Genomic DNA, 12,501 nt, shown 5'->3' on the forward strand with positions numbered 1-12,501 from the left:
TCTTTGGAAAAGTCAACATCCTATTCCGGTGGTTCCCCGGAGTCGAGCCATATATGCCACTTCTCCACCGCCGCGCGGCGTTCCTCTAGAGGTGCTTCATGATTTAAGTTGCCCAATCTGTCCCAAAATTTCCGAAACTTAAGGCGGTTTTTGCGCTCATCACCTACCCAACCGTGGTCATCCCTTAAGCCCTGTAAATACGCAATGTTCCTTAATAGGGCCATATTCGCATGCAATCGAGAGAATTCATTATCGCTCAGCATCACTTCCAATAACGGTCTGATTGCGGGGCGACCTAACTTCGCTAGCTCATTCACGGCTGGCGTGTACTCGGGATGCAATCTATCATATTTCTCATCTAAAACCATAATTAACTGCTCCACCCGCCCCGCAGTCGTTTGATGGTAATAGGCAAAGGAAGCGAGCGACACTGTGGCGGAAAAAGTAGTGATGAACACCGCAAGTCCAAAAATTCGCATGGCTAGTTTCATGAAGCTCTACCTCAAATTCATGGCTGTATTATCAGCAGCTAAAAATAGATCGCATAGTGTAGTCAAGAAGGCTGAATCGGGCCGTTGGCCCTTCCTAGCATGCTAATATTGACCTAGGGCGACGCTGCGCTTGCCCTAAGCTGGAATAGGTTGGGCCGTTGGCCCACAAGAACTTTAAATCACGCATTACCATACCGATGGCGCAACTTGCGCTTCATCAGTGTTTCATCCGTGGCTAAACAAGCATTCTATTCAGGGGCAATAACAAGTTTTGCAATTTCTCCGGCTGCTCTGTGAATTCCCCAGCTTTCTCGGCGTCTGAGTGGTTTCATAATTCCGTAGCCTAACGTCTCACCGCGCCAGCTTGGTCTCTTCCATCAGCACGGTGTCCTCGTGTTCGTACGGCGGGGTGCAGCAGCAGAGAAACGTCAGGTCTTCGCTTCCCAGGCCGGTGATCTGGTGTAAGGCCCCGGGCGGGATCGCCACGGCGTCGCCGGGCTGGACCTCACGGTATTCGTGCCCCACGCGCACACGGCCCCGGCCCGAGGTAATGTAATAAATCTCCTCGCTTTTGACATGGTAATGCAGCGTGGTCGTCAACCCCGGGGCCACCCGGGCCGCGGCCAGGCTTTGCAGTTTTATTAGCGAATTGCGATAGGCCAACAGCTCGCGAATCTCCGAGCCATCCTTGGTCGTAAACGCCGGAACGTCATGTAAATTACGAATGTCCATGGGGGTCAATTACAAATGATGAATGACGAATTACAATTGGGCGAAAATTCATTATAGCAATTCGCAGATGGTTTATGGCCATCGGAAAGTGTGGAATCAATTAAGAAATGATGAAATAGGCCTTCTTGACTGGTAAAGTTCGTCGTTCGTTGGTTGAGACAAGCCGCCAAATAGTATTCAATCTGGACTGAAAATCATTGGCGATGTCCCAACAATGTCGGATGGGAGACAATTTTTTCGCGTGGAGAGCCGCGGAGTAGGTGGCGAATGCCAAAAATACAAAAACCCAGGGGACACGGCCCCTGGGTATGTTGTACTAAACGCACAGTGCTTTTTTACCGAGGACTCTCGTACCGCATACCGCCGATGCCAGCGACGGCGATTTTGGATTCGGCGACGGAGTCGCCTCCTACATTTCAATTTGCCCCCTACATAGAGCGACGGCGGAAACCCCACGCCCCCGCGACGGTAGCCAACGCGATCAGACTCCAGGTGCCTGGTTCGGGAACGACGTTGGTTTGAATCCATTCTTCCGCGGCTTCGTGAATTTCCTCGCTCAGTCCGTTGTTATACACGATGTAAATCGGGTCGGAGTTCAATAAGGTGCCATTGGAGTTCACGGTGGGAATCAGCTTTAATTGCATCCCAATGTAATAAATCCCATCGGGCGCGTTGGGGGCGGCGGGATTTGTCCCGTCGGTAAAATGCAACTCCGAATCGAGATGCTCATGCACGCGGCCTGCGGCACCAGTAGGCTGGATCGTGGGCCAGGTGCCGGTTTGATTTCCCGCGCCATCCACAAAGCCCGTGTTGCTGCCGCGGTTAAGACCCAATAGCACATTCGCCGGAGCGGGGCCAAAGTTAACCGAGCCGGTCCCATCCCAGTAAAACAACTGCGTCACCACGTCAAACGCCAATGTGCTAAACGTGGGCAACAGGCCATCATTGGGAAAGACGCCCACGGCAAATCCGCCGTTATTAAAGCCGGGATCGCCAATGATGTAGGGATCGGTGGGATCTTCGCCAAAATCATAGCCGTAGACCAGCTGTTCTAAAACATCGGTACCTAAAACATCATCATGGGAACCAGTGACGATTTTGCCATTCAGTCCATAAGGGATCACATCGGGATGTTGGGCGAAAGCATTTAGCGATCCGGCCAACCAACCGCTGGCTAGCAAACCCACTACCAACAACCATTTTAAACTCTTGCGCATGCTGCACCTCACAGAAAAAAACAGAGAAACCGGAATGAAACTCGTGATCTTTCACTCAGGCACTCCGCAAAATGCCGGCATGCGACTCCTAAAAAGAAACGTGCAAATGGAAGGGGGATTGGATGTGGCGACAGGGCCAAAATTTGGCGGTAGGGTCGCGATCTGGTTCTTCGGCGACATATCGGCCATCGGCGACGGAGTCGCCTCCTACAAATTCGGTCGCCTACTGCGGCAACGCAAAATTCCAAGGCTGATGCGCCCAGGTGTGAATCTGCTCTTCGTTGATTAAATCCACATGCCCGTCGGCATACAGGTAATGGGCGGCACCCAGGTGACGGTCAACCTGGACCTCCGCTTTGATAGCGTCAAACACGATCCCTTTTTTGATATTCGAGACGCGATACCAATTAAAACTGTGCAAGTGGTCGGCGAACAAATCGACCCCTTTTTGCTCGGCGGTCTCAAAAGCGACAATCGTCTTTGATGTCGCCTTTAACTTGCGCACATTCTCAAACTTGGGCTTGGCCTCTGTTGACAAATACCCATTCAGCGAGTAACTGGTCAACTTTTGCCGCAGGCGTTCCTCTCCCAGCAGGTCGCTAGGGCAGATCCGCACCTTGTCGACGCTTTCCATGTAGGGGGCCAGCGTATGAATCCACGCCCGGGTGTACAAACCGGTCACCGGATCGGGTTCGGTCGTGTGGGTGGACGCGGGCCAACGCCCTTTGTGCACATCCAGGTAATTCAACATCGAAATGCCAATCTGTCGCAGGTTGTTACCGCATTGGGTGCGTAAACTGGCCTGCCGCGCTTGTTGCACGGCGGGCAACAGCAGCGCTAATAAAATCCCAATAATTGCAATCACCACCAACAACTCGACCAGCGTAAAGCCAGCCCAGCCACGGCGGGAAATCCAGTTTGGACGGGAAAAGTTCATAATCAGCCTGTAGCGGAATTCGCTAGAATTCCAGACTTTATCTCGTAGCTGAATTCACTAGAATTCCAAACCATCTGCAGCGGAATTCTGCCGCATTCTTGCCAACGATAGCCACAAATTCCAGCCGATTGATCACGTAGCGAAAATTGCAAAATTCCGATGATTCAACGTATTTCACGAGGAACTTTGTGTGAGTTCCACTAAGTGAATACGGAACTTTGTGCAAGTTCCGCTATCTGCACAAGCTTAATCTTAGGAACTTTTCCGTTAGATGCAATAGTTATGCAGAAAGAATAATTGCCTAGCGGAGTGTTGTCAACACCTGCACAAGAAAATTGATTGCAATTATTGTGCATTAATGGCTAATCAGCCAGTTCTGTTTTAAAGCGAGTAGCAGTAAACTGGCCAAAATGAGCCTGTAAATGATAAAAATGGCCACGCTGTTCCGTTTCAGATATTCCAGCAAAAAAGCGATGGCCGCATAACCCACGATGCCGGAAACCACGGTTGCGATGGCGATTTCTGTTAATCCGATCAATCCCGTTGGACCGACGACCCCGGTCTGGCCCAATTCCCAGATGGGGGTCCCCGTTGCCAAGTGGGGCTTTAAAAAGTCTTTGTATCCAGAGTATACCGCCGCTGCAAAAATCGCCGGTAGCGACAGTAAAAAAGAAAAACGGGCCGCCGTTTCCCGCGATAAGCCCAAAAATAGCCCCCCGCTAATCGTCATGCCCGACCGCGACATCCCCGGCATCAGCGCAAGACATTGAAACAAACCCACGCCCAGCGTGTCGAGTAATCCAAGTTGCGGCAGTTCCTTAAATGGAGTCTCCCGCTGGCGGTACCACAGGTGGGCGATTTCCGACAGGCACATAATGATGGAGCCCGCAATTAGCTGAAGGCTAACGGCGGTCAGCGTGCGGAGCGGGGCGGTATGTCCTTGCTCGGGATCGTCGGAGATCAAACTTTTACCAAAATAGCCGCACAGGACGATGGGAATCGTGGCCAGAATGATAAACCAACCTTGCCGCGCAATGACAGTGCCAAACGGACGTAAGGTTACTAATCCCCGCAGCCAACCCACTGCCAATTCAGTAATGTCCCGCCAAAAGTACCACAATACAGCGGCCAGCGTCCCCAGTTGAATAATTGCGGTAAAACCCGCTCCCGGATCGGCAAAGCCGCAGACCGCGGGCGTGACGCGCAGGTGCGCGGTGCTGCTGACCGGCAAAAATTCGGTCAGGCCCTGAACAATGCCCATGATTACAGCTTGCCACCAGGTCATGTCGTGAAGGAATGGATTGAAGGGGAAAGCGGCCGATGCCGGGTGGTTGATGAAATTGGATTACTATTTACACGGGATGAATATTTATGTTTGCCTGAATACTATGCCAGCTAAACAATAGGTCATGGATAGCAAATCTCAACCCATCCGGGCCAAATTCCAGATCATGGGGGGATCAAAATCAAAAAATCATGTTACTCCAGAATCAAATCCAGTTCTATCCACAACTGGCGGATTAATTCCGCGCCTGGCAACCGACGGGGGAATATGTCTGCGGCTTGCGAAACCAACCTTATGACTGTCAGTCGTCGATAACCAGGGCGGATTCTTAAAACGACGGTGGCACATATTTATGGATGAAGGCGACAACGCCACGGTATGCTTGCTCGTGGATTGTCTTATGCATTGCAGTGCCTTTAAACCGACTAAACAAACTTCCCACGAAAGATGGCCGGACGTTTTGCTTGACATAGATAGGGCATGTCTGATTCCATTGTTTCCCAGGCATTCCCTTGTTTCCCACCATCGGGCCAGATAAGATAAGGCCTGCCGGGCTAGCTAGGGTCTTCTACTTTTTTTGGGGGGAGAGCGGAATGATGGATTGCCGTCTACAAATGCGCACCGTGGTTCTCGACAGCCAGACTAAAACAGCTCGTTCACAGCTCGCGGCACATTTCCCGCTGCTCCAACGGTCATTACGCTTCGGTCCGCCCCTGTCCCCTTGGTTGGCAAAGTTTTACCGCGGACTGGCCGTGGCCTGTTGCGGTCTCCTGGGCGTGATGATCCTTACCGCGACCGTGAGTGGGGAGGAGTCCGCAGCTGTTCAATCCGCGGATTCGGGGTATGCCCAGGATCTGTTCAATGGCCGGGATCTGACCGGTTGGCAGGTGACTGGCTGCACGGCCGTGGTCGAGGATGGAGCGATCCTACTCAAGGAAGGGAATGGTTTTGTTCGCTCCGACCTGCAATATGAAGATTTCGTTTTAGAGTTAGACTATAAACCGCTGGCCAAGGAATTTTACGATTCCGGCATTTATATTCGAGCGCCGTTCCCCGCCAAAAATCCCAAGCGCGCCTGGCCGGATCAGTATCAAATCAACCTCAAGACGGGGGATGAGGGGAATTTGCTGGGGATTGATGGCGCCACGACCAAGGGTTTGATCAAACCGGGGGAATGGAACCATTTAAAAATCATGGTAAAAGGGGAATCCGCCGCGCTCGAGGTCAACGGCCAACCCGCCTGGAAAGCGACGGGGTTGAAAATTCCCCGCGGTTACATCGGTCTGCAAGCCGAAGTCCCCAACGGCGGGCAGTTTTTATTCAAAAATATCAAGCTGACCGAACTGGGCTTTGAATCGATTTTTAACGGGCAGGACCTAAGCCAATGGGTGGGGGATACCACGGGTTACACGGTGCGGGATGGGAAAATCGTCTGCGACCCGGGCAAAGGGGGAAATCTTTACACCAAGGACGAGTATCAGGACTTTGTGTTGCGGTTTGATTTTTGGCTGTCACCAGGCGCAAATAACGGGTTGGGAATACGCGCCCCGTTGAGCGGGGATTCGGCGTATACCGGCATGGAACTGCAAATCCTGGATGATAGCCACCCCCAGTACCAGGGGATCAAGGATTGGCAGTCACATGGGTCGGTATATGGCGTGGCCGCGGCTAAACGAGGGGCGCTGCGCCCCGCCGGCGAATGGAACACCCAGGAAGTTCGCGTTCAGGGACGCGATATCACGGTGACCCTCAATGGGACGGTTATCAATCAAGTCAACCTGGACGAAGTCGCTCCGAATGGAAAAACAATCGACGGCAACGCGCATCCCGGCTTGCAAAATAAGCAAGGTCATATTGGCTTTTTAGGCCACGGCGCTCATGTGGAATTTCGCAATTTGCGGGTAAAGCCCCTGACGAATCCGGCAAAATCCATTCAGCCATAAGCCGGCCGTGGGTATCACCCGGTAGTTACGGGCCACGTGAATTGCTAAATGATGAAGAATATCAGTTAACCCTGGCCGACGCGGCGGGTGAAACAACAGTTCCGTTCTCTTGACGTTTTTGCTGTTAATAGCAGCCACCCCAGTTGGGATGGCGCTGGATTTGATTATATCTATTTGAAGGTACAAAGGTGGCAAGTCCCAAGCTGCTATTCTGAGCATCCCTGCACCTCCGCACCCCTGCACGAGAATCCCTGGCTCACACGGCGGGCTGAATGAGTGGTCCCTGGTTCATGCGGCGGGCTAAGTAGGCGGCGGGGTGAAACACTGTTGTTAGCAATTTCCCCCTAACGCCCAACTGGCCAGGACGATCGCCGCGGTTTCCACCCGCAACATCTGGGGACAGAGGTCCATCAGCCGCCAGCCGGAAAGCGCGGCTGGGCGGACTTCCGCCAACGTGAAGCCCCCTTCTGGTCCGACCAGGACGGTTCGCCGCGACCAAGCTTCCGCGACTTGAAAAACTGCCGCTGGCAACCAGATTTGCTCTAGCGGCGGCAGCGTCTGGCCCGTGGGTGTAGCGGCCCAGGCCGCCAGTTCCTCTGACTCGGGCGCGCTTTGTGGTTGGGCCATACAAAACAAGGCCCGGCTATCCACGGATTGCTCTTTTACCGCTAAAAATTCGCTGACGGTTTGGGGAGGAGCGATTTGCATCAGCCATGATCGCCCGCATTGTTTGGTCGCCTCTAGCACTTGGCGGCGAAGCCGTTCCACCGCGGAATCGACCGGCTGGGCGACTCCCCGTTCGGTGATCAGGGGAACGAACTCCCGCACGCCCAATTCGACTAGCTTTTCGATGAGCCATTTTTGGCGGTCCCCCTTGGGCAGGGCGACGGCGATAGTCAGGGGGACGCGCGGCTCGGGCAAGGGTGGGAGCGGCCGCAATAATTCGACCGTGGCCCGCTGTTTATGACAGTGGATCACACGGGCCTGCCAGTCATGCCCCTGGCCGTCAAAAACCACGACTTCATCCCCCACCCCTCCGCGCAGTACCTGCCCCAGGTGGTGCGCTTCTTCCGCGGGCAATTCAACTTCGCCGTGGTTCGTGGCAAGTGACACGGCGGAATAAAAACGCTCGGGCATGGGGAATGGGGCGGGTGGTGGAGTAGTGGAGTAGTGGAGTAGTGGAGAAGAAGATGTGTCAATTTGTAATTTGTAATTTGTAATTACCCGGGCGGTTTTCCTTTCCCGTCTTGGATGTATTGTGCCCGCAGGAGCGCGTGAGTGGCGGCATCGGGTTCAGCGAATAGGGTTGAACTTGCTTCCCCCGCGGCGGCGGTGATTTGATGGGTGGCGGCTTCCCACTCGTCCAGATTCAGGGGGGGTGGATTGACCTGAAAGTCTTCCCACATCTTTTGCAGCATGGTCCGGCACCAACCGCAGCCGGTCCCCGCGCCATGGCATTCGCTGAGTTGGCTGGGGACGCGGGGGCGCTCGACCCGCAGATAATGCAGCACTTTACGCTTGGTCACATGAAAGCACAAACAGAGTTCGTCATCCAGCCGCATCGCATGATCCTTATTCCTCGCTGACGGTGGCCAGCCGCAATGCCAGGCGGCAGGCGGTTTCAAAATCCTCCAGGTCCAGAGTTTCGCCCGTGGTGTGAATCTGCCGCTGGCCACAACCTAGGGTGACGGTGGGAATTCCCCGCGCTGAAAGCCAGTTGGCGTCCAACCCCCCGTTACCCACATGCCCGACGGGAGTCAGGCCCAATCCCGCGATCGCGTACGCCGCGGCCTGGACCGGGGGGGACTCTTCGACCAGTAAAAATGATTCATAATCCAACCGCGACTCCACCGCCACTCGGCCGCGCTGGCCAGTGGCGGAGGTTAGTTCGCGGGCCGCATTATTAAACGCGCGGGTAATTTCCCGGACCAGCCTTTCGCGAAAAACCGGGTCATGACTGCGGGCCTCGGCCCGAATCCGCACACAGTCGCAGACGACATTCGTTGCTTCCCCTCCGTGGATCACACCCACATTGGTGGTGCCGCGTTTGCGGCCCTTGACCACCAGTCCGTGCCAGCCGTTGCGTGTCAAGTCGGCGATCGCCAGAGAGGCAATGGCAATAGCGCTCACGCCCGCTTCGGGGGCGACGCCGGCGTGGCTGGCCAGTCCAGTCACGGTAATTTCCAACCGATACGCGCCCGTCGCCCCAATGGTCAGCCGCGCTGGCGGGCCGCCATCCCAGTTGAACGCCAGCTTGGGCTGGGACAGTAATTTGAGATCGGCAAAACGGGCCCCGTACAGGCCCACCTCTTCTTGGACCGTCCACAGAAATGTCAACGGCGGATGGGGGAGGCGGCGGGTCAGGATTTCCACCGCGGCGGTCAGCAAGACCGCCACGCCCGCGCGGTTGTCGGCCCCCAGGCCGGTGGCGGGATTGGCGGAGCGGATGATGTGTCCCTCGCGCGCGGGGCGCGTCCCGACACAAATAGGAACCGTGTCTAAATGGGCGACCAGCATCCGGCGGGGGCTTTTATGCGTGCCCGCCAGCTTAAAAATGAGGTTGCCGCAGGCACCCCCGTGCGGGCTATGTTGGTCTGTTTTATCAAAGTGGATCGCGGCTGGATCGGCTCCCGCCGCGAGCAGTTCCTGCTTGACCGCTGCGGCGATGGCGGACTCTTCACCGCTTTTGCCGGGAATCGCCAGCAGGCCCAACACGCGGGAGACCGCCGCGACCAAGTCGGGTTCATACCCCCCTTGTTCCACGGGAAAGTTCCCCGGCATCGGCACGAGTCCCGGAGCCAGGGGGGACCGCGCGGCCGAGGCTGGCGGCACAGAGGTTGCCCTAGCGGCGCGGGAAGGGCGCGCGGCCTTGGTCGTGTTAGCCGTGGTGGCGGCGCGGCGTGCCGCGCTCTTGGTTTTCCGGGCCGAGACGTGCATACTACAGATATGGGTAAAATAAGGATCATCACGGAGCCGCGCACCCGCGCGACTCTGCCATTCCATGTGCGATCTTAATCCGTTCCGGGGCGGGACGTCAAACTCCCGTCCGGTTTGACGCGGTTTTATCGGTCTGAACGCTCTCGCAACGACTTGTTTTTTAGATCAGCCGTAGGGCTTTTGCCCACGGTCGCAGCGACAAAAAACCGTAGGTTACCCCCGGCGGCTAATCGGTAACAACTCGAATTGATGGCTTTGACAAAACACTAGCCACACCCCGCATGCTCCATTTGCCGCAACTAACCGAGAAAGAACTCATAGACTGGTTGCGCGGTCAGGGGCAACCGGCGTTTCGCGCTGGCCAGATACGGAAGTGGCTGTTTGCCAGCCGTTGCCGTTCTTTTGAGGAAATGACCGACCTGCCCCGCGCGCTGCGCGACAGCTTGGCCGCGGAATTTGAACTGTGGACACTACGCCCCCTGCACGCGCACCAGGCAGCGGACGGAACCGAAAAACTCGTCCTGCAGACCCATGACCGCGAACGCATCGAATGCGTTTTATTGCGCGACGGGACGCGCCGCACCATCTGCATTAGCAGCCAGGTAGGCTGCGCCATGGGATGTGTGTTTTGCGCCAGTGGTCTGGATGGCGTCATTCGCAACCTGACCACCGGCGAAATTGTCGAACAAATGCTGCATCTGCAGCGCCTTTTGCCTCCGGAAGAACGGCTGAGCCACATTGTGGTCATGGGCATGGGGGAACCGTTGGCAAATCTGGCCAATTTACTCCCCGCGCTGGATGTGGCGGCTAGCCCCGCAGGTCTGGGAATTAGCCATCGGCGGATCACCATTAGCACGGTCGGCCTCCCCCCGGCGCTGCGTAAGTTGGCCGCGACCGAGCCGCGCTACCAATTGGCCGTGTCGTTGCACGCCCCCAATGACACCTTGCGCGATCAATTAGTGCCAGTGAATAAGAATATCGGGCTGGCCGAGATTTTATCCGCGGCGGATGAATACTTTGAAGCATCCGGTCGCCGGCTGACCTTTGAATATGTGCTGCTGGGGGGACTTAACGACCAGCCCGAACATGCGCGCGAACTGGCGGAACTGTTGTCGGGGCGGCTGGCGCTGTTAAATGTTATCCCTTATAACCGCGTCGCGGGATTGCCCTACTTGGAACCAACCGCGCGGGCCAAGCGGGACTTTATGGATATCCTGACCTCCGCCGGGATCAATGTGCAAATCCGCGAACGCAAAGGGGACGAAATCAACGCCGCCTGCGGGCAGTTGCGGCGCGTCGTGCCTTCTTCGGCGGAAGTACCGGGCTCACCCATGTTGCCGATTTTGGCGGATCGCTAGCTTTGCGGGACCAGCAACAATTCCAGATAACTGCGCCGCTCGGAATGCACTAATTCCAGGGTTTGGGCCAATTCCCCCAGGATGGCCTTGGCGGTGGAAAGCTCCCCATCGGTGGCCATCAGTTCGATTTCTAAAAAATTCCCCAGGCCCACGACTTCATCCCAGGCCAGGGTAATTTTTTTGTCTTGAAAGAGTAATTCGCCGGGTGTGCGTCGTTTGCGGACTTCTAGCACGGGACAAAAGCCAAGCGCTTCGAGCAATTCGTGGTAGCGATCAGGCAGGTGGACGCCGGGGGCCAGCGGCAGTTCGATTTCGCGGCGGGTTTTGGTGGTGGCGTCCAGCTTTGGTCCCTTATACGTCACCCAGTTTTCGGTATCGACGCTGCGGAGGCGGAGCGCCTCGTCTGTCACGGCAAAATCCCGTGCGGGATGATTAAAATAGCGGTCCACCTGCTCAAGGGAATGACCCCATTCCGCCCCTAGTCGTGACAGGCGATTGCGCAGGGCCAAAGGATCTTGGATTGGAAACTTTTGTTCGACTTCCCAGAGAATCATGAGGCACCCCTAGAAAACTGGTGGAAGCATAAAAAATCGCGAGTTAGACCCCGCTACTCCCCCCACGGCCTGGATTATACCGGATTTTACGGGGGAGAGCGCGTACCGCTTCACAAGAGTCCCGTGAGCAAGTCCCCGGGGTGGCGTGCCAACCGCCAAAGCTGGTCAGATTGCCGAAATTGCGCAAACCAAACAATCCGCTTAATCCAGAAAAATCGGACAAACCGCAAAGATTCTCGCAAACCTATCTTTTTTCTAACTGTTCTACTTTGCCAAATCGTTATTCCGATGCAAAAGTTTGTCGTGGCAATGCGCAATTGATGCCCCTCCCCCCGCCAAACCCCTGATTCTTTGCCCGAGGTTCTTACCGTGGCCAAAACCAAGAAAAGCTCCGCGAATTTGGTAACCCTGGACCGTCGCACCACCAAGACCCGCCGCCAGGATGCCGTCCCCGCGAAATCCAAAACCAGCACCAAACCGGCCGCCACGTCCAAGGAAGTCCCCCCGCCGCTGGAACGCCGGGCCAAGGTAAACCGCCGCCGCCAAATCGATCCCACCACCTGCGAACGCGAATACACCGATGACGAGGTGGAATTCATGCAGGCCCTGGACCTCTATAAACGTAAAAGCGGCCGGATGTTTCCCACGTGCAGCGAAGTGCTGGAAGTGATCCGGAACCTGGGTTATGTCAAATTGCCCCCCAGCGCAGCGGCCGTCCAGGAAACATGGGGAACTCCCGTCATTAGCCAGGCGGCCCTCGCCGCACCGTACATCTCGACGGGACTGGAAGGGGCCTTTGCCGTCACGGAAGATGACGACGAGTAACCCGCCTCGACACTCAGCCCGCAGCGTGAGCCAGGGATCTTAGCCCGCCGCGTCAGCCAGGGATTCTCGTGCAGGGGTGCTCAGAATAGCAGGTTGGGATTTGCCACCTTTGTATCTTTAAATAGATATAATCAAATCCAGCGCCATCCCAACTGGGGTGGCTGCTATTAACAGGAAAACGCGGAGGGAACTGTTGTTTCACCCCCCGCGTGAGCCAAGGAA

The 12,501-nt window shown here is 55.8% G+C and carries 12 protein-coding genes and 1 pseudogene; 3 read left to right on the forward strand and 10 right to left on the reverse strand.

What is annotated here, in order from left to right; translation table 11 throughout:
• Positions 1 to 20 precede the first annotated feature (20 nt).
• The 6 genes and pseudogenes from SFX18_08595 to uppP all read right to left on the reverse strand — a co-directional run bounded on the left by SFX18_08595 (position 21) and on the right by uppP (position 4,662).
• Entirely contained in the window at positions 21 to 491 is a 471-nt protein-coding gene (locus SFX18_08595) for a hypothetical protein (GenBank protein MDX1963199.1), read from the reverse strand.
• A gap of 351 nt (positions 492 to 842) precedes the next feature.
• Positions 843 to 1,223: a cupin domain-containing protein gene (locus SFX18_08600; GenBank protein MDX1963200.1), complete on the reverse strand. Its 381-nt coding sequence runs from the start codon at positions 1,221 to 1,223 to the stop codon at positions 843 to 845.
• 428 nt (positions 1,224 to 1,651) lie between these two features.
• Positions 1,652 to 2,440, reverse strand: coding sequence for a PEP-CTERM sorting domain-containing protein (locus SFX18_08605; GenBank protein MDX1963201.1), 789 nt, complete (start codon positions 2,438 to 2,440; stop codon positions 1,652 to 1,654).
• 223 nt (positions 2,441 to 2,663) lie between these two features.
• Entirely contained in the window at positions 2,664 to 3,074 is a 411-nt protein-coding gene (locus SFX18_08610) for a hypothetical protein (protein ID MDX1963202.1), read from the reverse strand.
• A 3-nt stretch (positions 3,075 to 3,077) separates the two neighbouring features.
• Positions 3,078 to 3,377, reverse strand: a pseudogene (locus tag SFX18_08615) (DUF1559 domain-containing protein).
• 355 nt (positions 3,378 to 3,732) lie between these two features.
• Entirely contained in the window at positions 3,733 to 4,662 is a 930-nt protein-coding gene (uppP, locus tag SFX18_08620; protein MDX1963203.1) for an undecaprenyl-diphosphatase UppP, read from the reverse strand.
• A gap of 596 nt (positions 4,663 to 5,258) precedes the next feature.
• On the opposite strand from uppP, the gene SFX18_08625 reads away from it, so the two are divergent.
• The gene (locus SFX18_08625; protein MDX1963204.1) at positions 5,259 to 6,605 is read left to right on the forward strand and encodes a DUF1080 domain-containing protein; all 1,347 of its coding nucleotides are present in this window, start codon (positions 5,259 to 5,261) and stop codon (positions 6,603 to 6,605) included.
• A 330-nt stretch (positions 6,606 to 6,935) separates the two neighbouring features.
• Here the strand turns inward: SFX18_08625 and SFX18_08630 are convergent, their stop codons facing one another.
• From SFX18_08630 to SFX18_08640, 3 genes are all read right to left on the reverse strand, one after another.
• Complete coding sequence (locus SFX18_08630) at positions 6,936 to 7,742, reverse strand: RsmE family RNA methyltransferase (protein MDX1963205.1); 807 nt, start codon at positions 7,740 to 7,742, stop codon at positions 6,936 to 6,938.
• A gap of 83 nt (positions 7,743 to 7,825) precedes the next feature.
• Positions 7,826 to 8,167, reverse strand: a complete 342-nt coding sequence (locus SFX18_08635; GenBank protein ID MDX1963206.1) for a (2Fe-2S)-binding protein — start codon at positions 8,165 to 8,167, stop codon at positions 7,826 to 7,828.
• Between the two features lie 10 nt (positions 8,168 to 8,177).
• Positions 8,178 to 9,608 (reverse strand): M20/M25/M40 family metallo-hydrolase, encoded by a 1,431-nt coding sequence (locus SFX18_08640; protein ID MDX1963207.1) that lies wholly within the window; start codon positions 9,606 to 9,608, stop codon positions 8,178 to 8,180.
• Between the two features lie 215 nt (positions 9,609 to 9,823).
• Here SFX18_08640 and rlmN point away from each other — a divergent pair, with 215 nt between their 5' ends.
• Positions 9,824 to 10,900, forward strand: coding sequence for a 23S rRNA (adenine(2503)-C(2))-methyltransferase RlmN (gene rlmN, locus SFX18_08645; GenBank protein MDX1963208.1), 1,077 nt, complete (start codon positions 9,824 to 9,826; stop codon positions 10,898 to 10,900).
• Here the strand turns inward: rlmN and cyaB are convergent.
• Entirely contained in the window at positions 10,897 to 11,454 is a 558-nt protein-coding gene (cyaB, locus tag SFX18_08650; GenBank protein MDX1963209.1) for a class IV adenylate cyclase, read from the reverse strand. The two genes, rlmN and cyaB, sit on opposite strands and share 4 nt — an antisense overlap.
• Before the next feature lie 369 nt (positions 11,455 to 11,823).
• Here cyaB and SFX18_08655 point away from each other — a divergent pair, with 369 nt between their 5' ends.
• Complete coding sequence (locus tag SFX18_08655) at positions 11,824 to 12,279, forward strand: hypothetical protein (GenBank protein ID MDX1963210.1); 456 nt, start codon at positions 11,824 to 11,826, stop codon at positions 12,277 to 12,279.
• Positions 12,280 to 12,501: the final 222 nt, after the last annotated feature.

The organism is Pirellulales bacterium, assembly GCA_033762255.1.
Classification (GTDB): domain Bacteria; phylum Planctomycetota; class Planctomycetia; order Pirellulales; family JALHPA01; genus JANRLT01.

What these genes read in the sequence shown, in the direction of transcription:
- SFX18_08640 (MDX1963207.1), bottom strand. Translation starts at nt 9,608, where the DNA reads ATGGAATGGCAGAGTCGCGCGGGTGCGCGGCTCCGTGATGATCCTTAT.
- SFX18_08625 (MDX1963204.1), top strand. Translation starts at nt 5,259, where the DNA reads ATGGATTGCCGTCTACAAATGCGCACCGTGGTTCTCGACAGCCAGACT.
- uppP (MDX1963203.1), bottom strand. Translation starts at nt 4,662, where the DNA reads ATGACCTGGTGGCAAGCTGTAATCATGGGCATTGTTCAGGGCCTGACC.
- SFX18_08600 (MDX1963200.1), bottom strand. Translation starts at nt 1,223, where the DNA reads ATGGACATTCGTAATTTACATGACGTTCCGGCGTTTACGACCAAGGAT.
- SFX18_08595 (MDX1963199.1), bottom strand. Translation starts at nt 491, where the DNA reads ATGAAACTAGCCATGCGAATTTTTGGACTTGCGGTGTTCATCACTACT.
- SFX18_08635 (MDX1963206.1), bottom strand. Translation starts at nt 8,167, where the DNA reads ATGCGGCTGGATGACGAACTCTGTTTGTGCTTTCATGTGACCAAGCGT.
- SFX18_08630 (MDX1963205.1), bottom strand. Translation starts at nt 7,742, where the DNA reads ATGCCCGAGCGTTTTTATTCCGCCGTGTCACTTGCCACGAACCACGGC.
- cyaB (MDX1963209.1), bottom strand. Translation starts at nt 11,454, where the DNA reads ATGATTCTCTGGGAAGTCGAACAAAAGTTTCCAATCCAAGATCCTTTG.
- rlmN (MDX1963208.1), top strand. Translation starts at nt 9,824, where the DNA reads ATGCTCCATTTGCCGCAACTAACCGAGAAAGAACTCATAGACTGGTTG.
- SFX18_08610 (MDX1963202.1), bottom strand. Translation starts at nt 3,074, where the DNA reads ATGGAAAGCGTCGACAAGGTGCGGATCTGCCCTAGCGACCTGCTGGGA.
- SFX18_08605 (MDX1963201.1), bottom strand. Translation starts at nt 2,440, where the DNA reads ATGCGCAAGAGTTTAAAATGGTTGTTGGTAGTGGGTTTGCTAGCCAGC.